Raw genomic sequence first — 23989 nt, forward strand, 5'->3', positions numbered from 1 at the left:
GGGCCCGCCCCTTGCAATCACAATAGAGAATGCAGCTATTATTGAGGAAATCAGCCATGGAGCGCCGGATACGGGCCGTCCTGCTCGTCATGTCCGTCCTGTTTGCCGCACTGGCGACGACAGCCCGGGCGGATGAATTTCAGGGGCTTGTCGATGCGTTGGGCAAGGCGAATTTTGCCCAGATGCAGGAACGAATTTCCGAGCTTACGGGCACCGGCGACACGCGCGTCGTGCCTGTGCTGAACGCGCTTGGCGATGGCGATCTTTATGCACGCAAGTCGGATGGTCGCGTCTTCATCACGAAAGCATCCGGCGCTAATTTCCAGCTTACCGATCCGGTCGGCGGTGAAGCGGCGGGCGAGGCGCCCAAAGCCGCGATGGACAAGGTCAAGGTCAACAATTCCGTCCGCCGCGCGGTTCGCACGGCCTTGGGCGGTCTCACGCTGATGAGCCCCAACCGGGCCGAACGGCTGAAGGCTGCGGAGATCGTTGCCGCAAGCGCCGATGCGGATGCGCTTGAGCCGATCGAGGCGGCACTGGCCAAGGAACAGGACGACGCGATCCGCGCCCTTCTGGAAAAGGCGCAGGCTGCGGCGCTGCTGGCAACGGACCGTCCGGTTGCCGACAAGCTCAAGGCGACGCAGTTTCTTCAGAACAATGGCGATCGTTCCACTTTGTCGGTTTTGAATGCCGCCCGCGCCAATGCGCAGCCAGAGCTTGCCGCCGCGCTCGATACAGCCATCGGTCATATCGAACAAAGGCAGGCTTTCTGGGACGCCGGGCAGAATGTCTGGTACGGGCTGTCGCTCGGCTCCGTCCTGCTGCTTGCGGCCATCGGCCTTGCCATTACCTTCGGCGTCATGGGCATCATCAACATGGCGCATGGCGAAATGGTCATGCTGGGCGCCTATGTCACTTTCATGGTGCAGGAGGTCATCCGCACCAGCTATCCCGGCCTGTTCGACTGGTCGCTGGCCATCGCCCTGCCATTGGCGTTCCTGTTTACCGCGCTGGTCGGTCTGGTGATCGAGCGCGGCGTAATCCGCTTTCTCTATGGTCGTCCGCTGGAAACATTGCTGGCGACATGGGGCATTTCGCTCATCCTGCAACAGGCTGTGCGCTCGGTTTTCGGGCCGACCAACCGTGAAGTCGGCAATCCCTCCTGGATGTCGGGTGCTTTCGAACTCGGCGGCATGACCGTGACCTGGAACCGCCTGTGGATTATCGTGTTTTCGCTGGCCGTGTTTTTCACGCTGCTGGCCGTCTTGAAGCGGTCGAACTTCGGCCTGCAAATGCGCGCCGTCACGCAGAACCGCCGCATGGCGTCGTCAATGGGCATTCGCACGCCTTATGTCGATGCTTTCACCTTTGCGCTCGGTTCCGGTATTGCCGGCATGGCGGGCGTGGCCCTGTCGCAGATCGATAATGTGTCGCCCAATCTCGGGCAGGGTTATATCATCGACAGCTTCATGGTGGTGGTGTTCGGCGGTGTCGGCAATTTGTGGGGTACACTCGTCGGCGCCTTCTCGCTCGGTATATTGAACAAGTTCCTCGAACCTTATGCTGGCGCGGTGCTCGGCAAGATTCTGGTGCTGGTCCTCATCATTCTCTTTATCCAGAAGCGCCCGCGCGGTTTGTTCGCTCTCAAGGGCAGGGCGGTGGAAGCATGATCACGGCATTTCTGTTCAAAAAACTCGACCGCGGTGTCTTTATCGCCGCTGCAATCCTGATCGCGGCTGCGCTGGTCGTTCCGGCTCTCAATCTGCTGACGGCGCCGGATCATCCGCTGCATGTGCCGACCTATATGGTGTCGCTCATCGGCAAATATCTGACCTATGCCATGCTGGCGCTGGCGCTTGATCTGGTCTGGGGTTTTTGCGGCATTCTCTCGCTCGGCCATGCCGCCTTCTTCGCACTCGGCGGCTATGCCATGGGCATGTATCTGGTGCGGCAGATCGGCGCGCGCGGCGTCTATGGCAATCCCGGCCTGCCGGATTTCATGGTGTTCCTCAATTGGAAGGAACTGCCGTGGTACTGGTTCGGCTTCGATCATTTCTGGTTTGCTTTGCTGATGGTGCTACTGGTGCCGGGGCTGCTGGCTTTCGTCTTCGGCTGGTTCGCCTTCCGCTCCCGCGTCACCGGTGTTTATCTGTCGATCATCACGCAGGCGATGACCTATGCCCTGATGCTGGCCTTTTTCCGCAACGAGATGGGTTTCGGCGGCAATAACGGCCTGACCGATTTCAAGGATATTCTGGGTTTCAACATTCAGGCAGACGGTACGCGCGCCGCACTCTTCGCTGCTTCCGCACTCGTGCTGGCCGTCGCGCTGATCTTCAGTTCGGCAGTCGTCAAATCGAAATTCGGCAAGGTGCTGGTCAGCGTGCGCGACGCGGAAAGTCGCACGCGTTTTCTGGGCTACCGTCCGGAAAACTACAAGCTCTTCATCTTCACGGTTTCGGCGATAATGGCGGCGGTGGCGGGCGCGCTTTATGTTCCGCAGGTCGGCATCATCAATCCGGGCGAATTCACGCCAGCGAATTCTATTGAGGTTGTGATCTGGACGGCCGTGGGCGGACGGGCAACACTGGTCGGGCCGGTGATCGGGGCCGTGCTGGTCAATTTCGGCAAGAGCGTCTTCACAACGGCTTTCCCGGAAATGTGGCTGTTCGTGCTCGGCGCGCTCTTCGTTGCCGTTACCCTGTTCCTGCCGAAAGGGATTGTCGGCACGTTCCGCGCCTTCATGGCGTCGCGCAAACCGGCAACCACCCCATCCGGCGATGAGGCCAAACTGCAAGCATCGGCTGCGGAGTGAGAGACACCATGAGCGAAAGCACCAACAGCCTGCTCTATCTCAACGGCGTGTCCGTCTCCTTCGACGGGTTCAAGGCGCTGAACTCGCTGTCCTTCGTCATCGAGCCGGGCGAGTTGCGTGCCATTATTGGCCCGAATGGCGCGGGCAAGACCACGATGATGGATATCATTACCGGCAAGACCAAACCGGATGAGGGCGAGGTTTTCTTCGAGGGCAATATCGATCTGACCAAGAAGGATGAGGCCGATATCGCCCAGATCGGCATTGGGCGTAAATTCCAGAAGCCGACCGTGTTCGAGAGCCACAGTGTCTGGGACAATATCGAGCTTGCGCTGGACCGCAAGCGCGGTGTGTGGGCGACATTGCTCTATCGGCAGGACAAGGCGGATCGCGAGCGCATCGAAGATATATTGAAGACGGTGCGGCTATGGGCGCGGCGGGATGAACTCGCCGCCAATCTTTCGCATGGGCAGAAACAATGGCTCGAAATCGGCATGCTGCTGGCGCAAGAGCCCAAGCTTCTGCTGGTAGATGAACCGGTGGCGGGCATGACGGATGCCGAAACTGCCGAGACGGCCATCCTGCTGAAAGAGATTGCGAAAACGCGTTCGGTTGTGGTGGTGGAGCACGATATGGGCTTCATCCGCGAGCTGGGCGTCAAGGTAACTTGTCTCGCCGAAGGCAGCGTGCTTGCCGAAGGATCTATCGATTTCGTCAGTTCCGATCCGAAGGTGATCGAAAATTACCTTGGGCGCTAGAAAGGCTACAGATGTTGAGCGTTGAAAATGTGAGCCTTCACTATGGCGCGGCGCAGGCCCTGCGCGGGGTATCGCTGAAGGCAGAGGCTGGCCGCATTACCTGTGTTCTGGGTCGCAACGGTGTTGGAAAGTCCAGCCTGCTGCGCGCTATCACTGGCCAGCAGGCGCTGAGCGGTGGGCGTGTCGTGTTCGACAATGAAGACATGAAGGGCCTGCCGCCCTATGCGCGCGCCAGCCGGGGCATGGGTTATGTTCCGCAGGGGCGCGAGATTTTTCCGCTGTTGACGGTGAAGGAAAACCTCGAAACCGGCTATGCCTTGCTGAAGCGCTCGGAACGCTTCATTCCCGACGAGATATTCAATCTCTTTCCGGTGCTGAAGGATATGTTGCCGCGTCGCGGCGGCGATCTGTCCGGCGGCCAGCAGCAGCAATTGGCAATCGGTCGCGCCATGGTGCTGAAACCGCGCATTCTGGTGCTCGACGAGCCGACGGAAGGCATCCAGCCTTCCATCATAAAGGATATTGGTCGCGCCATCCGCTATCTGCGTGATTCCACCGGCATGGCCATTCTTCTGGTCGAACAATATCTCGATTTCTGTCGCGAACTTGCCGACCATGTCTACATCATGGACCGCGGCGAGATCGTGCTGGACGGTCCAGCGGAGGTTCTCGACACACAAAGGGCGCGGAACCATCTCACGGTTTAGAGAGCGATGATGAATTGTGTGGATCACACCATATATTTGTCCCAGAAGTCTCTTTGCGGCGCGATTTGCTCGACCACATCCACCCACAAGCCAGTTGGATCTGCGAAGCCAAAGCGGCGCTGGCCGAAAGGCTCTTCAGTGAGCGGATAAGTAATTGGCAGCCCCCTGCCTGCCAGTTCCTCATGGGCGGCCTTTGCGTCCGCAACTTCCATTTCGAAGCAGAGTCCGCTTCCGGTGTAGATTTCGGGGCCGGGGGGCGACGAAGGATGATCGGGTGTCATGAAGGCGATTGAGGCCGTTCCGCCCTCTGCGACGAGCAGGCAAAACCATGAACTATCGAAAGCCACCTCAAACTCAAGATATTTTGCCCAAAAGTCGCGTGCCGCGTTTTTGTTTGGGGTGACGATGATGGGGTAGCGGTCGGTAAATCGCATACTGGCCTCCTTGCCTATTATAAACAAACAGACTATCTGTCTCCATGGAAGACTTAAAAACAAACAGACTGTCTGTCAATGAAATTCCGAAGGAAGCGGAAATGACCAAGAATGAACTTCGCACGAGCCAGACCAAGGGGCGGTTGGTTGCTGCGGCGCGAACACTGTTTGCCCGGGAAGGCTATGCGCAAACCAGCACGGAGGCGATCATAGCCGCAGCCGGTGTGACACGGGGCGCGCTCTACCATCACTATCGGGACAAGTCGGATTTGTTCGAGGCGGTGTGTCGCGATCTCGCCGTTGATGCGGCCGAAGCAATCCGAATCGCAACCGAGGATTTGACCAATCCTGTCGAGGCGCTAGAGCAGGGTTCTCTCTCGTGGATTGACTTTATGGTCCGACCGGACAGCCGTCGCATACTTGTTATCGATGCGCCAGGTGTACTCGGGCGCGAGAGATGGGAAGCGCTTGATCGCGAACTTTCCTTTGATCTCCTCCGCATCGGCGTAGAAGAGGCGATCGATGCCGGCGCCATCCGCTTCTCAGCTGGCCCGACTATGCTTGCCATACTGCTCAACGGCGCGATGAACGAGATTGCGTTGCGCGCCGATGAGGATGATGTCGCGGCATTGAAAGCCGGGCTGCTAGAGTTGCTTGGCGCGCTGAAGTCTTGATTGCGGCCAAGCTCTTACGCATCCGACTATGTCGCAGCATACCCGGCGCTGGCCCGCCCGTGCGTCCTCCTTCAGAGCGGCATTATCCAGCGTCGCTTCTGCGATAAAAGTGGTGCATTGACTCCTCATAAAAAGTGGCTATAACTACAAATGCAGACTGAAGATTTAAGACCATCTGCAAGGGTGGTCTTATTGCGTCTGGAATCCGGATAAGTCCTCTTGCAGATGTCATAGCGACGTTGGGAGGACGCCGTAATGCACGGAAGCAAAATAGCCCTTAGGGGCGTACCGGATATCATTTCCTACATAGATGCGAATGACGGCATTCGAGGCCGCGCCGGTGTCATCTGGTGGCTCGCCCTTGGTGGCCTGTTTCTTGATGCCTTCGCCAATTCGGCATTGAGCGCAGGCCTTGGGCCAATGACACGCGATCTGGGACTGGACGCGGCGCAGGTCGCATTGATGACCTCATTCGCCGCGTGGGTGTCGATCGCTTTCAATCCGATTGGTGGCTGGATTGCCGACCGTTGGGGGCGTATGTGCCCGCTGATATTCGCAAAGCTCATCGCGCTCATCGGCGCAGTGCTGGTGATGACCGCGCATTCCTACGAAGTCATTCTGTTGGGACGCTTCTTCGTTGGCGCCGCCTACGGTATCGACTTTGCCATCGCCATGGCCGTCCTTGCCGAGTTCACCCCTGCGCGCCTGCGCAGCCGTCTCAATACATGGCAGGGCATCTGGTACACAGCCGTTTGTACCAATGTGCTTCTGGCCATGCTGTTCTACAGCTGGGATGTGGGTGATGCGATCTGGCGCTATTCCGTCGCGGCCACTGGTATCTTTGCCTTTGCCATCATGGTGCTTCAGGCAATGTTCATGGTCGAAAGCCCGATCTGGCTTGCCCGCAAGGAAAGGCTGGAAGAGGCTGCCCGTGCGATGACACGCATCTATCATCGCGATTTCGTTGCCGCTCTTCCGGAAGACCGTCTACCGGTTCTCAATCAGGCCCGCCGCGGCATTGCCAATGTTGCCCTGATTTTCCGTGGCATCTATCTGCCCCGCACTATTCTAGCGGCCACTGTCCAGATCGGGCAATCCATCCAGTATTTTGCTGTGGGCTGGTATCTACCCCTCATCAGTGCAGCGCTGTTCGGCAAGGATTTCATCTATGCCATGTTGGGCACGCTGGTGTTCAACGTATTCGGTATCATCGGCGGCTTTTCTTCACCTGTCATCGGGCGCGTGCTTGGCCTGCGCAAGGCTTCCGCCATCGGTTTTGGTGCAGTCTTCGTCATGCTTGTCATCATGGGCCTGTTCCATGACACCATGCCGACCTGGCTTGCAGTGATCGTGCCATCGCTGTTCATCCTGTTCCATTCCGGTGGTCCGGGCGCAAACGGCAAGAGTCTGTCGTCGCTCTCGTTCCGAAGCGAACTGCGTGCAGGCGCGAACGGCATCATCGGTGCACTCGGCGCCATGGGAGCGGCCCTTGGCCTGCTGGTCTTTCCGCTCTTCCGTGAGAGCTACGGCCTCGGCCCGACATTCCTGATCCTGTCGGTGGTTCCACTGATCGCTTGCATCATCTGCTCGATCATTCAGTGGGATCCGACCCGCACCAAGGTCAGCCCGGATGACGAGCCAAATGCGCCGCAGTTCGAAGGCGACCGGTAACAACGGAGGATAATGTGAACGGACGCAGACAGGCCATTCTGGCCATTGATGAAGGAACGTCCGGAACCAGGGCCGCGCTTGTCGCGGCCGACGGTTCGGTCTCCGCCGTCAATTACACGACGCTTGCCGTCTCTTCACCACGTCACAACGTGGTGGAGCAGGACGCCGATGTTCTTTTGCAAAAGACCATCGAAATGTGCGGCAAGACCATTGCAGCCGCACGTGATGCGGACGTGGAGATTGCTGCAATGGCAATCGCCACGCAACGCGCCACCGGTGTTCTGTGGGATACGCAAACGGGCCGGGCGCTGGTTCCCGCCATGGTCTGGCAGGATTCGCGCTATGCCGAAGAACTGAAACCACTCGGAGCCATCTGGGACGCGAAACTCGTGTCGCTTGCCGGACGTCCTGTGGGCGGACGCGCGATCTATCTATGGGCGGCGCGCCACATGCAGGAGACGCCCGCCGTGCGCGAGGCATGGAAAGCGAAAAGGCTTGCTTTCGGCACGGTCGACACGTGGCTGCTGTGGAATCTGTCCGAAGAACGCAAGGCCGTCACCACGCCGACGAATGCGACTTCTGCCGGTGCCTATATTCTCGCTGAGAACCGCTACTTCACCGAATGGGTGGAGGCGCAGGATTTTCCGCTGGAGCTGTTGCCCGCGCTGAAACAGGACGCTGACGATTTCGGTTATACGCGCCAGGATATTCTCGGTATCCGCGTGCCGATCAAGGCGTCTTGCGGTGATCAGCTTGGTGGTCTTGTCGGTCTTGGCTGTCACGATGCAGGGCAAGCCATGTGCGTACACGGTACGGGTAGTTTCGTCGATCTTGTGATCGGAAAGCAGACGCCAAAGAATCCCGGCCTCTACGAGGCAACTTTCACCATGACGGCCTGGCGGAGCGAGAACCTCTCGCATTTCGCGGTCGAGACTTACGCCGCCACAACCGGTTCAGCGCTCAACTGGCTCTGTAATGAAATGCGCTGGTTCGAGAATGCCAAGGAAATCAGCGAGCTGGCTGCAACTGTACCGTCTTCCGATGGGCTGTTCTTCATGCCGACCCTGACGGGATTGCGCCAGCCGAACATCGTTCCCGATGGCCGGGCATCACTGACCGGGCTCTCGATGGCACATAGCCGGGCGCATCTTGCTCATGCCATTCTGGAAGGTATTGCGCATTCGGTCGTTTCCTGTGCGGAGGCGAGCTCTAAAGTGGCGGGCGTTCCGGTTCGGGAAGTGGTGGCAGGTGGAGGGCTTTCCTCCAGCGATACGCTGCTTCAGCTGCAGGCCGATCTCAGCGGTGTGCCGGTGCGGCGCATGGCGGATCAGGATCGCGCGAGCCTGCGGGGAACCGCATTTCTGGCAGGCAGCGATGGCTTGCTATGGAGCGACCTTGCTGAAGCTCGCGCCACGCTGCCCGAAGGCAATCTTTTTATCCCCAAGACCAGCGAAGCGGAAAGACAGGACCGCAGAGCGCGGTGGCATTCCCTCACGGATGAGGAAGTCGCACGCGTTCGATCCGGTCACTATCATTAAACAGGAGTTGAAATGCTGAATCTGCGCTCCCGGCGCGCGGACAAGGATCGCGCCCGGATGATCCGCACCGAACCGCTGCGGCTGAACCGTTCGGAACAGGAAGACCGTCTTGCCACCGAAACCTACGATATTCTGATCGTCGGCGGCGGCGTGACCGGGGCTTACTGCGCCTTCGACGCAAGTCTGCGCGGCTTTCGTGTTGCGCTGGTCGAGAAGGATGATTTCGCATCCGGTACATCATCGAAATCCTCCAAGATGGTGCATGGCGGCTTGCGCTATATCGAACAGGGCAATCTTGGGCTGGTTCGTCATTCCCTGCTGGAGCGCCAGCGCCTGCGCCGCAACGCAAGCCATCTGGTGCAGCGCCTGCCTTTCCTGTTCCCCATTCTTGAAAGGGATGGTGTGTTCGACTCGCGCTTTGCCAAGGCGTTTGAAGGCTTGCTCTGGACCTATGATCTGGCAGGCGGATGGCGCGAAGGCATCCTGCATCAGAAGCTGACTGCGGCGGAAGTGCTGGCGCATTGCCCGACCTTCAAGGACGAGTATCTGCGCGGTGGCCTGATGTATTTTGATGCCCGCGTCGACGATGCGCGCCTGACGCTGGCGCTTGCCCGCTCGGCCGGTTTTCATGGGGCGACGGTCCTCAACCACTCGAAAGTTGCCGAGATCACCCGCAGTTCGGGCCGGGTTGATGGCGCAATCGTTCATACCGTCGAGGGCAAGGAAATTCGGGTGCGCGCCAAGGCCGTCATCATGGCGACGGGCGTATGGCTGCGCGACTGGATGGGCCTTGGCAAGGACGGCGAAAAGCCGTTGCATGTGCGCCCCGCAAAGGGTGTTCACGTGGCGATCCCCTGGCTGAAAATCCGCAACGACTGCACGGTGACGGTGCCCGTGCCGGGCCGTAGCCGCCGGGCGACCATCACGCGCTGGGGCAATGTCTCCTATCTCGGCACGACCGATGAGGATTATCAGGGCGATCTCGATGATGTGCATTGCACGCGCCGCGAGCTTGATTTTCTGATCGAGGGCGCATGCAGCGCGCTCAATATCGACCTGACGCCGGATGATGTCGTCGGCAGCATTGCCGGATGTCGTCCGCTGGTGGCCGCTTCATCGGGCGGCAGCACCATGGACGTCAAACGCGACCATTCCGTGCATGTTGCGCCTGATGGCCTTGTCACGATTGTGGGCGGTAAGCTGACGACGTCGCGCCATATGGCCGAACAGACGGTGGATGCCGCCGCGAAAGTTCTGGGTGATCGCCGCCGTTGCACCACCAAGAAAGCCTTTTTGCTCGGTGCCGCCGGTTATGACGCGCAGGCAATCGTCGCTTCGGGTGGCATGGAGGCGCATCTGGGCGAACGTTACGGTACGGAATCGCGCTTCGTCAGTGATCTGATGGCCGCTCGTCCTGAACTTTGCCAACCGATTGTGGAAGGGTTGCCCTATACCGGCGGCGAAGTCATCTACGCCGCCCGGCATGAACTTGCCCGGACCATCGATGACGTGCTGTCGCGTCGTATGCGTGCCCGCCTGATGGCGCGCGATGCTTCCGCCCGTGCCGCCGCCAAGGTGGGCGCTTTGCTGGGTGAGGAGCTTGGTCTCCCCCAAACCGAAATCGACCGTCAGGTCGCCGCTTATGTGGCTGCGACCGAAAAAGAAAAATCCATTCTCATAGGAGCGAACTGAATATGATCAGCAAGGAAGCCATCAAACGCGGTTATAATCGTGGAAATTATGTCGTTGGCGCACCGACCCAGCCGCATTATGCCGGCAGCATCAAGGAAATCGGCACCGAGGCCGATCTGGCTCAGAACGCCGTTGCCGTAGACGCTGCTCTCGTTGAAAAGCTGCGGGGCGTTGCAGACGAAGTTCTGACAGCGCGCGAAGATGTCGTCGTGAACACCCGCGACTGGTGGGCGCGCACCATGGTCGCGGAAACGGGTGGAAAGCCCGCAACGGTCGACGGCGTATTCGTTCGCGTTTCGACGGTCGAACAGGTTCAGTCCGTCATGCGCCTTGCGCATGAAGCAAAAGTTCCGGTTACGGTTTCTGCCGGACGCTCCAACGTTACGGGCGCGGCACTCCCGTTGCGCGGCGGTATTGTGCTTGATGTCTGCAATCTCAACCGTTTCGTCAGCTTCGATGCGGACAGCCAGATCGTTGAAGTTGAAGCTGGCATGTTCGGCGATATTTTCGAGGAGATGATCCAGCGCGACTTTGGCATGACCATGGGCCATTGGCCGTCCTCATTCGGTATCAGCACCGTGGGCGGCTGGATCGCTTGCCGCGGCGCAGGTCAGCTTTCGACACGCTATGGCAAGATCGAGGACATGGTGTACGGCATGGAAGTCGTGCTGGCGGACGGTTCGCTGGTGACGGTTGGAAACTATGCCCGTGCAGCCATCGGACCCGATCTCCAGCAGCTATTCATTGGTTCGGAAGGCACGCTTGGCATTATCGTGAAGGCGCGCTTTAAGCTGCATCGTCTGCCGCATTATGCCCGCGCGATCGCCTATGGCTTCAAGAGCTTCGGCATCGGTCTGGAAGCCTGCCGCCGTATCATGCAGGGCGGCGCCAATCCCGCAGCACTGCGTCTTTACGACGAGCTGGAAAGCGGTGTGCAGTTCGGCCTGCCGGAAAGCAACGTGCTGCTGATCGCCGATGAAGGCGCTCAGGAAATGGTCGACGCCGTGATGGCGATCAGCGAGAAGGTTTGCGCCGAACTCGGTGACAAGCTCGATGGTGACACGATCTTCGAGAAGTGGCTCGACACGCGCTATCTGACCGGCAAGAGCGCCGAAGGCTTCAAGCGCAGCCCGGGCTTTGTTGCCGATACGCTGGAAATGACGGGATGCTGGCGCGATCTGCCTGCGATCTACGACGAGGTCGTCGCTGCAATCAATGCAGTGCCGGGGACGCTGGCCGGTTCGGCGCATCAGTCGCATGCCTATGTCGACGGCGCCTGCCTCTATTTCTCGCTGCGTGGCGACGTGGAAGTGGAAAAGCGCGCCGAATGGTATCGTGCTGCCTGGGATGCTGCCAATGCCGTTCTAATCAAGTATGGTGCAGCCTTGAGCCATCACCACGGCGTCGGACTGCTCCGCGCGCCTTACATGAAGGACGCTCTGGGTTCTGCGTTTCCTCTCCTTGAAACGGTGAAGAAGGCGCTCGACCCGGACAATCTGCTTAACCCCGGCAAGCTCGGACTTTCGCTCGACATGCCAAGAGACGGAAAATGATGGAATGACTTTGGACAGAACGATCGGTGAGCGGCTTTTGCGGGCGCCAGTCATGGCGACGCTCTACGGCGTGGATAATCTTCAGGCATTTCTGGACAGCAAGGCGGAAGTGGGCATTGTCGCCAACATTGCCTTGCGCCATGTGGCCGAAGTGCTCAACGCGCTCAAAAAAAGCAACAAGCTGATCGTTCTGAACATCGACAGTTGCGAAGGCCTGTCGCAGGACAAGGGAGCTATCGAATTCCTTGCAGAGATTGGCATTTCGGTTCTGCTGTCGACCCGTGTTCCAACAATCCAGAAGGCAGCGCAATGCGGCCTTCTGACCATGCAGAAAGTCTTTGTGACCGACCGGTCCACCTGGCCGCGCAGCCTGAAGGCGATTTCGCAAAGCGGGCCCAATCTGGTGCAGATCATGCCATCGCCCATGCTTGGCTATCTCTCTGCAGAGGACAAACGCCGTCTCCCGCCTATCGTGGCTTCCGGCTTTATCTGTGATGAGACCGATGTTGCGAAGGCAATGAAAGAGGGCGCAATTGCCGTTTCGTCAAGCAATAAATCCCTTTGGGACTATAGCAGGCGCAAGCCATAATCACATATTGCTGACAGCTGACGGTGGAAGCGGGTGTTCTAGTGCCGCTTGCACCGCATCTATTCAATAGGCGTTTCACCACCATTCTACTTTGCTTGATGGTTCTGCCACATATCCGCGTCACGCATGCCTGCCTTCCTCATCAGCGCTTATAACAACATCAAAGATTTTTCCCGCGCAGGATTAGCAACTTGTACTCGACGCTTCTCGGAGTGGTGTGAAATATATTTCATTATGTGAATTATATTGACATAGCAAATTTCTTCCGATTATCTGGCTTTACCGGATTTCGAGGAGGAGGTTCGGTCTTCAGAGTTCATCGGCCGCTCGGTAGGGCGACAAAGGATATTGGGAGGGGCTTCGGCCTCAAGGAGGGAACTTGCGCAATTTTCTAAGTACATCCGCAGCGGCGATCCTAGCAACGACGCTATTCACCGGTGTAGCAAGCGCGGAAACGGAAAACCCGTTTCGCTGCAAGCCGGGCGAAAAATATGTCATGAACGTCATGGTTTCGGGCGTCGAATATTGGTTCCCGGTTTACGAGATGTTCAAACAAGCCGGTCAGCAGTTCGGTTGCGAGACAGCCTATACCGGCACGCCGGAATATGACGTCAACAAGCAGATCGCTACCTTCGATCAGGCGCTGGCCCAAAATCCGGCGGGCATTCTTGTCCATCCGATGAACTCGGACCCCTTCGTTGAGCCTATCAACCGGGCGATTGATCAGGGCACTGCCGTCGTCACTTTCGCTGCGGACTCACCACTCTCGAAACGTATTTCGTTCATCACTTCGGACAATACCCGCGAAGGCACCTATGCCGCCGACGCGATTGCAAAGAAGATGGGCGGCAAGGGCGAATATGCCGTTCTTGAAAATCCGGGTCAGGACAACCATGACAAGCGCATAGCGGCTTTCATCGCCCGGATGGAGGAAAAATATCCAGACTTGAAGCTCGTTGGTCGCGCAGCCTCCAACCAGGACCCTAACAAGGCCTATCAGGGGCTTATGAGTCTGGTTCAGGCACACCCAAACCTGGGCGCGGTTTTCATGCCGGAAGCCAACTCGGCGATCGGGGCCTCCCAAGCCAATCAGGAAAGCGGCGGCAATATCCTCGTCATGTGTGCCGACGTCAATGCCAACATCCTCGATATGATCAAGGCTGGACAGGTGTTCGGCTCGATCAACCCTAATCAGGGCATGCAAGGCTATATGGGCTTCATGATGCTGTGGCTCGCCAAGCATCCCGAACTCATTGACCCGATGAACGACTCCAAGCGTTCCGGCTTCAATCCGATGAGCATTCCATTCGTCGACAACGGGCTGTCGATTGTTACGGCAGAGAATGCGGACGACTTTTATTGGGACAAGTACCTGAAGCGGCGGGGCACCAAAGGGATCGACGAGTAACCTTTTGTGTCGGCCATCCGGGATGGTTAAGTTCCGTATGGCCACCGCAAGCTTGGGGAGGAGCATGTCATGGTGTCTGTGTCCGTTTTGGAAATCCGCAACGTGAGCAAGCATTTCGGTGCGGTGAAAGCGTTAACGGACGTGAACTTCAGCCTCGCGAAGGGCGAAGTTCATGCGATCTGCGGCGAAAATGGCGCGGGGAAGTCGACGCTCATGAACATCATTGCCGGTGTGGTGCAGCCGACAGAAGGCGAAATCCGCGTAGAGGGTTCGCCGGTCCGGGTAACGTCGCCCACCATTGCGCAGGCTCTTGGGCTTGGTCTTGTCCATCAGGAAATTGCGCTCTGCCCCGATGTGACCGTGGCCGAGAACATGTTCATGGCGACAACAGATCGTCGCCGTTCGCCCTTCATGAACTACGCCGAGTTACAGCGGACCGCGCAGGCAGTGATGGACCGGCTGGCACCGATTGATGTGCGCCGCAAGGTCTCGGAACTGTCGATCTCCAACCAGCAACTGGTCGAAATTGCAAAAGCATTGACGCTCGATTGCAAAGTTCTGATCTTCGATGAACCAACGGCGGCGCTGACGGAAGCCGAGACAAAGGTTCTGTTCGGTATTATCCGAAACCTGAAATCCCAGGGAATATCGATCATCTATATCAGCCACCGCATGGCCGAAATCTTCAGCCTGTGTGATCGGGTCACCGTGCTGCGCGATGGGCGCTATGTTTCGACAGAGAACGTCGCGGACCTGACGCCGGATGATATCGTGCGTCGTATGGTCGGTCGCGAGATTACGCAGCTCTATCCTGAAAAGCAGGCTTTGGAAGAGCGTACGGAAGAAACCGTTCTGAGTGTCCGTGGTCTTGGGGACAACAGCCGTTTCAAAGACGTCAGTTTCAACTTGCGACAAGGCGAAATTCTGGGTGTTGGTGGGCTGATTGGATCGGGACGTACCGAAATCGCCGAAGGCATCTGCGGATTGCGCCCTGTTCACGAGGGCGAGGTGTTTCTGTATGGGCAGAAGCTTCGGGCGAAGTCTTACGCCGACGCCGTGCAGGCGGGGGTTGTCTATCTCTCGGAAGACCGGAAGGGTTCCGGGGTCTTCCTCGATCTTTCTATTGCCCAAAACATTGCTGTCCTGGACCTGAAATCGCTGACCGGACCGCTCGGTCTATTGAACTCCAAGGCTGAAGCCGAACGCGCACAAGAACTCACCCGTCGGCTCGGCGTGCGAATGGGCGGGATCGGCATGCCTGTCTCGTCGCTTTCGGGCGGCAATCAGCAGAAGGTGGCCATAGCCAAGCAGCTGGCGGTCAATCCGAAGGTCATCCTGATGGACGAACCGACGCGAGGCATTGATGTTGGTGCGAAATCGGAAATCCACCGGCTGCTGCGTGATCTCGCGCGCTCTGGAATTGGCATCATTGTGATTTCATCGGAGCTGCCGGAACTTCTCGGCCTTTGCGACAGGGTGCTGGTCATCCGGGAGGGTAGGGTTATGGGTGAAGTCGAGGGCGAAGCGATGACGGAAGAAGCGATCATGCGGCTTGCGTCGGGCATTGATGACCCCAAGAATTCGAAGGCATCACAGCATGTCGCATGAACAGGAAACAGGGGCTGGGAAGACGGTCATGACGAGCGCAACAGTGACAACAACCTATGGAAAAGGCGCCTCAGGCTGGAAACGGCTGGGCACGATGCGCGAAGCGGGACTGATCGCGATCATTCTGGCGCTTTGCATCGCCATGAGCTTCGCGTCGCCGCACTTCCTGACATTTGGCAATTTTCGGGCCATGCTGATGTCGTTTTCGGTAGAAGGCATTGTCGTTGTTGGTATGACGATCTTGTTGATCGTCGGCGGCATCGACCTGTCGGTGGGTTCGGTCGTCTGCTTCTCGATGGTTCTTTCGGGGACATTGTTTCTGATGGGGCTCGACCCCTGGAGCGCATCGCTGATCGGCATTATCGCCAGCGGATTGATCGGCTGTGTCATGGGTTTCTTCGTTACGGTCGTGGGCTTGAACCACTTCATCACATCGCTGGCAGCGATGGTGATCGTACGCGGCGTCTGCCTGATCATAACCAAAGGCACCCCGCTGTCGCTCTTCACCTTGCCGCCATCGTTCAAGGCGATCGGGCAGGGCACGTTTCAGGGCGTCCCGATTGTCATTCTGATCTTCGTCGCCGTGGTCGTATTTTTCGATTTCCTGCTGCGTCGTGCAACGGCCTTCCGCAAGGTTTTCTACACCGGCAGCAACGAGAAGGCAGCGCTCTATTCCGGCATCAAGACCAATCAGGTGAAATTCTGGGTAACAGTACTTTGCGCCACGCTGTCGGGTGTGGCAGGCGTTATCTACATGTCCCGCTTCGGTGCAGCGACGCCCACCTTCGGTGTTGGCATGGAACTCAACATCATTGCCGCTGCCGTGATCGGGGGCGCCTCGTTGAGTGGGGGATCAGGCACGATCCTGGGGGCAATTCTCGGTATTGCCCTGCTTTCGGTGGTCACAAGTTCGCTGATCTTGCTAAACGTCTCGGTTTATTGGCAAGACATGATCAAGGGTTGCATTCTGCTTGCCGCCGTATCGATTGACCATTTCCTTCATAAGCGGAAGGCTGCCTGACATGCCGATTGCCAAACGGAAACCCGCTAACGCGCCGCGCGAGGAAATTGTCATCGCAAGGCAGATGCATCAGGCCCTGGTCCTGCATTTTCTCGAAGGATTGACACAGGCGCAAATTGCCGACCAGCTTGGCATCTCGCATGCGACGGTAAACCGCCTCATCAAGCGTGGTCGCCAGCTCGGCCTCGTCGAAATCAAGATCAAGTCGCCCGTCGAACCGCTGGTCGACATGGAGGAACAGCTTCTGGCGCTCGGCGGCATCGGTCGTGCCGTGATCGTGCCGACCGTGTCTGACAATCCGCAAACGGCACTTCAGGCGGTTGGTGAGGCGGCAGCTCGGTTGCTGCTTGAGGAGATTACCGACGGAGATACGATCTGCATCACCGGCGGCAAGGGCGTCAGTGCTGTAGTGGCCGGGCTTCAGGCGCAGCGGCCCTTCGCTGTGGAGGTAATCCCGGCGACCGGTTGTGTGCAGGGAAAGCATTATACCGACGTCAATCACGTCTCAACGTTGATGGCGGATCGGCTGGGCGGTCACTCCTACCAAATCCATGCGCCGCTGTTTGCCGATAGTGCGGCTGAGCGTGACATGCTGATGAATATGCGCTCCGTCGCCGACGTGTTCGAACGAGCCCGCGAAGCCAAGATCGCAGTGGTCGGCATCGGTTCGATCCTGACGGATGATTCAAGCTATTACGACCTGCACCCATCTTCCAGCACGGATCGCGCTGCAATCGAGCGTTCTGGCGCGGCATGCGAACTTCTTGCACATCTGCTCGATGATCGGGGGCAGGTCTGCGACTACAGCCTCAACCGTTCGCTGGTGTCATTGACGCTGCCCGAATTCGCTTCGATCCCGACCAAGATCGGTGTGGCGAGCGGGCCGAACAAGGCAGCGCCGATCCTCAGCGTTCTGCGCGGCAATCATCTGGATACGCTGGTGACTGACGAGGCAACGGGCGCTCGGGTATTGGAACTGGCGAATGGCGAGGGGAAATGGATATGAGCGGGCAACAGTTGATAAGAGAGATCGGCAAGTCCGGCGTCTCCGCTTCGGCAGTCGGGCTGGGAACCTGGGCGATCGGCGGCTGGATGTGGGGCGGCACCGACGAAAAAGAATCTATCGCTGCGATACAGGCTTCGCTCGATGCCGGTGTCACGCTGATTGACACTGCGCCAGCCTATGGGCTTGGCCGCTCCGAAGAGATCGTCGGAAAGGCATTGGCCGGACGCCGCGAGAAGGCGGTTATTGCCACCAAATGCGGCCTTGTCTGGCATACGCGAAAGGGGCGGCACTTTTTCGATCAGGACGGCAAGCCGGTCCACCGATACCTCGGTCGCGATGCGATCCAGCACGAGGTTGAAGAAAGCCTGAGAAGGCTTGGAACCGACTATATCGACCTTTACATCACCCATTGGCAGGACCCGACGACACCGGTTGAGGAGACGATGCGGGCGCTGGAGGATCTTCGAACCTCCGGCAAGATCCGGGCGATTGGAGCGAGCAATGTCAGCCGCCATGATCTTGAAGCCTATATTGCGGTTGGGGGTCTCGACGCCATTCAAGAGCGATACAGCATGATTGATCGTGAAATCGAGGCAGACCTTCTGCCGTTGACTCGGGACAAAGGCATCGCGACATTGAGCTATTCGTCGCTGGCGTTGGGGCTCTTATCCGGCGCAATAGGGGCAGACCGGGTGTTTTCTGGCGACGATCAGCGCAAGCACAATCCGCGCTTCTCCGTCGGCAATCGGCAGAAGGCGACGGCATTTGCCGAAACGATCCGGCCGGTTGCTGAAAAGCACAGTGCCAGTATCGCTCAAACGGTGATCGCCTGGACGCTTGCGCAGCCCGGTGTGACCTTTGCGCTCTGTGGAGCGCGTAACCCGACACAGGCAATGGACAATGCGCGGGCTGGAACAATCCGGCTGGACGCTGCCGATCTTGCCGCCATCGATACGGCCATAGCGGTGAAACTGACTGACATGGACAGGTAACGGATCGCCATCATGAAGCGTGAAGAGATATTGGACGGGATCCGCCAGATCCCGAAGGTGGACGTGTGCGTGATTGGCGGCGGCATCAATGGCGTCAGCGTCTTCCGGGAACTCGCGTTGCAAGGGCTGAATGTATTGCTGGTGGAGAAGCACGATTATTGCTCGGGCGCCAGTTCGGCCCTGTCACGCATGGTCCATGGAGGGCTTCGCTATCTGGAAAATGGCGAGTTCAACCTTGTGAAGGAGTCGCTGGCCGAGCGTGATCGCCTGCTACGCAATGCGCCGCATTATGTTGCGCCGCTCCCGACAACAGTACCTGTGTTCGATATCTTCTCCGGTCTTGGCAACGGCATCGTCCGGTTCCTGGGGTTAAGCCGTCGGCCCAGCCGCCGCGGTGCCCTCGCAATCAAAGCTGGCCTCTGCATCTATGATTTCCTGACGCGAAAGCGGGCACTGATGCCGCGTCACCAGTTTCGCGGTCGTCGCACGACACTCAAAAAATGGCCCGCGCTCAACCGCAATATCAAAAGTTCCGCAACCTATTTCGACGCCTGGGTGAGCCATCCAGAGAGATTGGGGATCGAACTGCTGAGGGATGGTTTGGAGGCGCACGGTGATGTTTGGGCGTTGAATTACGCGGAACTGCGCCGCGCAGAGGATGGGCGCTATCGCGTTGAGGACCATCTCGGCGGCACCTCTGTTACCATCGATCCGGCATTGATCATCAACGCCACCGGCGGCTGGATCGACATTGCCAACGAAACGCTTTTTCCACCGCAGGCGCGCCCGGCGCCATTGATGGGCGGCACCAAGGGCTCGCATCTGATCATCGACAATGCGGAATTGCGTGACGCACTTGCCGATCACATGATTTATTACGAAAACGAGGATGGGCGAATTTGCATCCTCTTTCCCTATCTTGGCAAGGTTCTGGTCGGCTCCACGGATATCCGGGTGAACAATCCCGAAGCGGTGCGTTGCGAGGCGGATGAGCGGGACTATATCCTGCAATCACTCGCCTTCGTCCTGCCAGACATCAGCGTCAGGCCTGACGAGATCGTCTTCCAGTTTTCCGGCGTAAGGCCATTGCCCACCAGCACTGACAGCTTTACCGGACGCATTCCACGGGACCATTTCTGTACGGTCATCGAACAGAGCGACGACGGCCCGTCAGTGTTGTGCATGATCGGTGGGAAATGGACGACATTCCGCTCGTTTGGTGAAATGGCAGCAGATATCGTTCTGGAAAAGCTTGGTCGGCAACGACTTGTTTCGACAACTGATCGCGCAATCGGCGGCGGTCGCGCATTTCCCACAAACGCGCCGGTTTGGCTGGCTGGCCTGGCGACAGCGAGGCGTATGTCCGAGGTGCGCATGGCTCAATTGTTCGAGCGTTATGGTACGCATGCCGAGACAGTCACCGACTTCATCACTGCAGGACCGGAAAGGCCACTGCCACACCCCGGTTATTCCGAGCGTGAAATCCTGTTCCTGATCCGGGACGAGGCAGTCGAACATCTCGATGATCTGCTTTTGCGACGAACGACGCTGGCCGTTTCGGGTGAGCTTTCGCTCGACATGATGGATGCCGTTCTCGACCTGCTTTCTCAAGAAAAGCGCTGGACCACCACACAGCGTGCCATTGAGCGCGCCCGTTTTCTCAACCTTCTCAGCGAGCGCCACGGCGTCAGCGAAATCATGCTTTCCGCAAGGAACGAACAAAGGAGTACAGAATGCGACACAATAGCAAAGTCCGGATGAACAGGCTGTTTGGCGGCGGGCGCTGCCTTGACGTAGCTATCGATCACGGCGTCTGCAACGAGCCGTCCTTTCTGGATGGGCTGGAAGATATTCAGTCTGTCGTCAAGACGTTGGTCGAGGCGGCACCGGATGCGATCCAGATGAATTACGGCCAGTCAGACCTTCTACAGGACATTCCGGGGAAGGACAAACCGGCTTTGGTCATGCGTATCGATATGGGCAACCCCTATAATCGCATCCGCCACCGTGACATGTGGGCGGTGTTGCAGAACGAGGCAGAGCCGTTGATCGGTGCAATGGAGATGGATGCGGCTTGCGTCGTCGTCAACCTCTTCATGCTGCCGGACGAGCCTGAGTTGTTCCGTCAATGTGTGCAGAACATTTCCCGCGTGCGAGCCGATTGCGACAAATACGGAATGCCGCTTATGATCGAGCCACTGGTCATGCAGCCGGTCACCGAAAAGGGCGGCTATATGGTCGACGGTGATGCCGAAAAAATTGTGACGTTGACGCGGCTTGCGCGCGAAATGGGCGCGGATATCATCAAGGCGGACCCGACGAATAATGTGGAAGATTTCCACCGCGTGGTCGAAGCCGCACGGTGCCCGGTTCTGGTGCGCGGTGGCGGCAAGGAAGATCTTCGTGCGGTGTTCGACAAATCTGCGAACTTGATGCGGCAAGGTGCGTTGGGCATGGTCTATGGGCGCAACATTTATCAGCATGCCAATCCCAATGCGGTCGTGCGAGGGTTGATGGCCATTATCCATGGGAATGCGAGCGGGGAAGAGGCATTCGAACTTTATCTGAAGGGCTAAAGCAGAGATTTTGGACCTTGGGAGGGGTTCTGTATGGGAGAATATCTTTTAGGGCTCGACGCTGGAAACACCGTTATCAAGGCGGTGATCTTCGACCGAACAGGTAATGAAATTGCGGCTGCTTCCGAGGAGGGACGCAGCCGCATGCCATGCCCAGGCCATGTAGAGCGTGGTCTGGATGAGCTATGGACGAACGCACGGCACGTGATCCGTAGCTGTATCGAGCGTGCAGGGATATCGCCGGCTGAAATTATCGCAATCGGTTGCGCAGGCCATGGCAACGGACTTTATGCGCTGGACCGGGATGGCGCGCCGCTCATCGGCATCCAGTCGATCGATACGCGTGCGACCGGGCTGGTCGAGCAATGGGCCGCTCGGGGTGTGGGCGAGCGCACCCAGCCGATCGCGCGCCAGCGCCCCTGGCCATCGCAGACGCCGACCTTGCTTGCATGGTTGAAACGAAACCGGCCGGAGTTGTTCAGCAACATCGGCACGGTGTTCTTCTCGAAGGATTTCGTCGTCAATCGCCTGACCGGCCAACGCGTCAGCGAGGTTTCGGACATGTCCGGCGCGGGTCTGCTCAATCTGGCGACGCGCCGCTATGACAAGACCTTGATGGCAGCCTATGGCCTTGAAGATTGTATCGACCTCCTTCCTCCGCTGATCGAAAGCGCTGATATCGCGGGTACTGTCACGCAAGAAGTTGCGGCGCAGACGGGGCTCGCTGCGGGAACGCCGGTGGTTGGGGGGCTATTCGACGTTGTCGCTTCGGCGCTCGGCTCAGGCGTCTCGCGCACCGGTAGCGCCTCAATCATTGCAGGCACCTGGAGCATCAATCAGGTTATTATCGACGGACCGGACCTCAATGAACCGGTATTCATGTCCTCGACATTTGATCGTACCCGCTACATGGCGATGGAGAACAGCGCGACCTCGGCCGCCAATCTGGAATGGCTGGTCAAGGAGTTCTTCGAAGGTGAGAATGCGGACGGTGGTTCACCCTTCGATGCGTGCTGTGCCTTGGCCGGAGCGATCACGCCAGCAGCGGACGATCCGCTTTATCATCCCTACCTCTATGGTGCCCAGCAAGATGGTCACGCTCGCGCTGGTTTCTACGGTATCGCGGGTTGGCACACCAAAGGACATCTTGTTCGGGCGCTTCTCGAAGGTGTCGCTTTCGGTCATCGCCAGCATGTCGAGAGGATTCGCAGAGCGGGTGCCGTGTTCAACGAAGCCGTGCTTTCAGGCGGTGGGGCTCGCAGCCTGATATGGCCTCAGATATTCGCGGACATACTCGGCCTTCCTGTATCCGTCAGCCGTTCGCGTGAAACTGGTGCGCTCGGAGCGGCGATTGCCGCCGGAACCGGTGTCGGGCTTTTTGCCGATTTCAGCGAAGGTGCAGCCGCCATGGTCAAGGCCGAGCGGCATTACCTTCCGGACGCGTCGCTGGAAGGGCATTACGCCCGGCGCTATGCCCTTTTTAACGATATAGACGAGGCTATGAGACCGATCTGGCGGCGGTTGAATGCGACACAGTCCGCCGATTACGGAGTGCCGAGGGAAACCAGCTCGCCCTGTTGCCAGACGGCATGAATTTTTCGCGTATTGGTGATGTCATCCAGCGGGTTGGCATCAAGGACGATCAGATCGGCCCGCTGTCCTTCGGCAATCTTGCCCCTGTCGGTCAATTTCAGCAGCGCCGCGGCCTGCTCGGTTGCTACGCCGATTGCCTGAACGGGCGAGAGTCCTGCATTGACCAGATGTTCCAACTCGCGATGTTCGGCGAAGCCAGGTATACGTTCTGGAAATGCACCTGCATCCGCACCAAAGCCGAATTTTACACCGCCAGCCTCTATCAATTTTGACAAATTGCGGAGGTTCATTTCCACATCTCGTCGCGCTTTTTGTGCCCGTTCGCTGGTAGCTGTCTTTTCGCGCCATTCTGCGCTGGAAAACTGGTCTTTCAGTTCAGGGCTTAAAGCCGATTGCAGGAAGGGGTTTTCCAGTAGCGAAGGCTGGTCGGCGAAAATATAAGTTGCTTCGTCCATGTGCACCGTTGGAATATACCACGTACCCTTCTCGCGAAGAGCATCGATAAACTCCTGATCGATCTCAACGTCGCGAACACCGTGGGCTAGAATATCAGCACCCGCAGCGACCAGCTTTTTGGCGTGGTGGAGTGTGTAGACATGGGCGGCGACAGCGAAACCCAGTTGGTGTGCTTCATCGATTGCTGCGCGAAAACAATCCTCGCTCATCGGTTGGATAGGTCCGAATGTGTCGATCCATAGCTTGATGATATCTATCGGTTGCTGCGCCATTTGGCGAACGACCTGACGCGCTTCTTCCGGTATCTGCGGACGTGGTGACAGACCGTCAGGGGCAAATATTCCCGCACCTGCTGTCATGAAGGACGCACCGTATTGCGGGTTATTGCGCATGTTTTCGCGGGTTTTGGGCTCGGGCGTGGGGGTCAAGCCCAGCGAAACCACCGTGCCGATACCGTAAGCCTGAAACTGGCGTAACGCTGCATAAGCGTTTTCCGGTGTGAAATTATGTCGTCCGCCCGTCGTGCCCTTGATAAGCCCGACATGGGCGTGGTTGCTGGTGAATGCGGGGATCAGATATCGTCCTTGATAATCGACAATCTGCGCATTCTGCAAAGCTGCTGCCGTATTGTCCGTTTCGTTAAGGACCGCTGAAATAGTTCCATTCTCAATCAGGATCGCGCCGGGGCCAGACATCTCCTGGCCTATCAGCATGCGTATATTGGTCATCGCCAGTCTTGTGCCGCCACTACCGTAATTCCGTGTGTAGGCGCTGTTCGGTGCTATGCCACCGGCTATAAGTGTACCGATAAGAGTATTCACATTGCGTCGGGTCAATTTGGTCATCGTGATACCACTCCTGGGTTAGATTGAGAGGTAGGACGCCTTTGGCGAACAAT

The 23989-nt window shown here is 58.0% G+C and carries 20 protein-coding genes; 18 read left to right on the top strand and 2 right to left on the bottom strand.

The genetic code is table 11. The features are described 5' to 3' along the window. The first annotated feature begins 56 nt into the window (after positions 1 to 56). The 4 genes from urtB to urtE are packed head-to-tail and all read left to right on the top strand — an operon-like array spanning position 57 to position 4280. Complete coding sequence (gene urtB / locus WIX40_RS22075) at positions 57 to 1670, top strand: urea ABC transporter permease subunit UrtB (protein WP_339442206.1); 1614 nt, start codon at positions 57 to 59, stop codon at positions 1668 to 1670. After that, positions 1667 to 2815 carry an urea ABC transporter permease subunit UrtC gene (urtC, locus tag WIX40_RS22080; RefSeq protein ID WP_339442208.1) on the top strand — a complete coding sequence of 383 codons (1149 nt, stop codon included), beginning with the start codon at positions 1667 to 1669 and terminating at the stop codon, positions 2813 to 2815. The genes urtB and urtC overlap by 4 nt, the downstream gene beginning before the upstream one ends. Positions 2816 to 2823: 8 nt before the next feature. Further along, positions 2824 to 3573 carry an urea ABC transporter ATP-binding protein UrtD gene (gene urtD, locus WIX40_RS22085; protein WP_339442210.1) on the top strand — a complete coding sequence of 250 codons (750 nt, stop codon included), beginning with the start codon at positions 2824 to 2826 and terminating at the stop codon, positions 3571 to 3573. Positions 3574 to 3584: 11 nt separating this feature from the next. Next, the gene (urtE, locus tag WIX40_RS22090) at positions 3585 to 4280 is read left to right on the top strand and encodes an urea ABC transporter ATP-binding subunit UrtE (protein WP_339442211.1); all 696 of its coding nucleotides are present in this window, start codon (positions 3585 to 3587) and stop codon (positions 4278 to 4280) included. Positions 4281 to 4303: 23 nt separating this feature from the next. Here the strand turns inward: urtE and WIX40_RS22095 are convergent, their stop codons facing one another. Then, the gene (locus WIX40_RS22095) at positions 4304 to 4714 is read right to left on the bottom strand and encodes a VOC family protein (RefSeq protein ID WP_339442213.1); all 411 of its coding nucleotides are present in this window, start codon (positions 4712 to 4714) and stop codon (positions 4304 to 4306) included. Between the two features lie 101 nt (positions 4715 to 4815). Between WIX40_RS22095 and WIX40_RS22100 the strand changes: the two genes are divergently transcribed. The 14 genes from WIX40_RS22100 to WIX40_RS22165 all read left to right on the top strand — a co-directional run bounded on the left by WIX40_RS22100 (position 4816) and on the right by WIX40_RS22165 (position 22635). Beyond that, positions 4816 to 5388, top strand: coding sequence for a TetR/AcrR family transcriptional regulator (locus tag WIX40_RS22100; protein WP_339442215.1), 573 nt, complete (start codon positions 4816 to 4818; stop codon positions 5386 to 5388). Positions 5389 to 5643: 255 nt separating this feature from the next. Then, a complete protein-coding gene (locus tag WIX40_RS22105; RefSeq protein ID WP_339442216.1) occupies positions 5644 to 7059 on the top strand; it encodes an MFS transporter in 1416 nt (471 codons plus the stop codon). 14 nt (positions 7060 to 7073) lie between these two features. Further along, a complete protein-coding gene (locus WIX40_RS22110) occupies positions 7074 to 8597 on the top strand; it encodes an FGGY-family carbohydrate kinase (protein WP_339442218.1) in 1524 nt (507 codons plus the stop codon). Positions 8598 to 8609: 12 nt separating this feature from the next. After that, positions 8610 to 10289, top strand: a complete 1680-nt coding sequence (locus WIX40_RS22115) for a glycerol-3-phosphate dehydrogenase/oxidase (protein WP_339442220.1) — start codon at positions 8610 to 8612, stop codon at positions 10287 to 10289. A 2-nt stretch (positions 10290 to 10291) separates the two neighbouring features. Beyond that, entirely contained in the window at positions 10292 to 11842 is a 1551-nt protein-coding gene (locus WIX40_RS22120) for an FAD-binding oxidoreductase (RefSeq protein WP_339442221.1), read from the top strand. Positions 11843 to 11846: 4 nt separating this feature from the next. Then, positions 11847 to 12431 (top strand): glycerol-3-phosphate responsive antiterminator, encoded by a 585-nt coding sequence (locus WIX40_RS22125; RefSeq protein WP_339442223.1) that lies wholly within the window; start codon positions 11847 to 11849, stop codon positions 12429 to 12431. A 379-nt stretch (positions 12432 to 12810) separates the two neighbouring features. Then, positions 12811 to 13839 carry a substrate-binding domain-containing protein gene (locus tag WIX40_RS22130; RefSeq protein WP_339442225.1) on the top strand — a complete coding sequence of 343 codons (1029 nt, stop codon included), beginning with the start codon at positions 12811 to 12813 and terminating at the stop codon, positions 13837 to 13839. A gap of 69 nt (positions 13840 to 13908) precedes the next feature. Further along, on the top strand, positions 13909 to 15447 hold the full coding sequence (locus WIX40_RS22135) for a sugar ABC transporter ATP-binding protein (RefSeq protein ID WP_339442227.1): 1539 nt from the start codon (positions 13909 to 13911) through the stop codon (positions 15445 to 15447). Between the two features lie 28 nt (positions 15448 to 15475). After that, entirely contained in the window at positions 15476 to 16468 is a 993-nt protein-coding gene (locus tag WIX40_RS22140) for an ABC transporter permease (protein ID WP_109366269.1), read from the top strand. Between the two features lies 1 nt (position 16469). Beyond that, complete coding sequence (locus WIX40_RS22145; protein ID WP_339442230.1) at positions 16470 to 17474, top strand: sugar-binding transcriptional regulator; 1005 nt, start codon at positions 16470 to 16472, stop codon at positions 17472 to 17474. Beyond that, entirely contained in the window at positions 17471 to 18466 is a 996-nt protein-coding gene (locus WIX40_RS22150) for an aldo/keto reductase (protein WP_339442231.1), read from the top strand. Before WIX40_RS22145 ends, WIX40_RS22150 begins: the two co-directional genes overlap by 4 nt. Before the next feature lie 12 nt (positions 18467 to 18478). Beyond that, positions 18479 to 20227, top strand: a complete 1749-nt coding sequence (locus tag WIX40_RS22155) for a glycerol-3-phosphate dehydrogenase/oxidase (protein WP_339442233.1) — start codon at positions 18479 to 18481, stop codon at positions 20225 to 20227. Further along, a complete protein-coding gene (locus WIX40_RS22160; protein WP_339442234.1) occupies positions 20200 to 21042 on the top strand; it encodes a class I fructose-bisphosphate aldolase in 843 nt (280 codons plus the stop codon). Before WIX40_RS22155 ends, WIX40_RS22160 begins: the two co-directional genes overlap by 28 nt. A gap of 33 nt (positions 21043 to 21075) precedes the next feature. After that, the gene (locus WIX40_RS22165) at positions 21076 to 22635 is read left to right on the top strand and encodes an FGGY-family carbohydrate kinase (RefSeq protein ID WP_109366264.1); all 1560 of its coding nucleotides are present in this window, start codon (positions 21076 to 21078) and stop codon (positions 22633 to 22635) included. On the opposite strand, the gene WIX40_RS22170 is transcribed toward WIX40_RS22165, so the two are convergent. After that, on the bottom strand, positions 22587 to 23936 hold the full coding sequence (locus tag WIX40_RS22170) for an amidohydrolase family protein (RefSeq protein ID WP_339442236.1): 1350 nt from the start codon (positions 23934 to 23936) through the stop codon (positions 22587 to 22589). The two genes, WIX40_RS22165 and WIX40_RS22170, sit on opposite strands and share 49 nt — an antisense overlap. Between the last annotated feature and the right edge of the window lie 53 nt (positions 23937 to 23989).

This window comes from Ochrobactrum teleogrylli (assembly GCF_037482325.1).
GTDB lineage: Bacteria > Pseudomonadota > Alphaproteobacteria > Rhizobiales > Rhizobiaceae > Brucella > Brucella teleogrylli.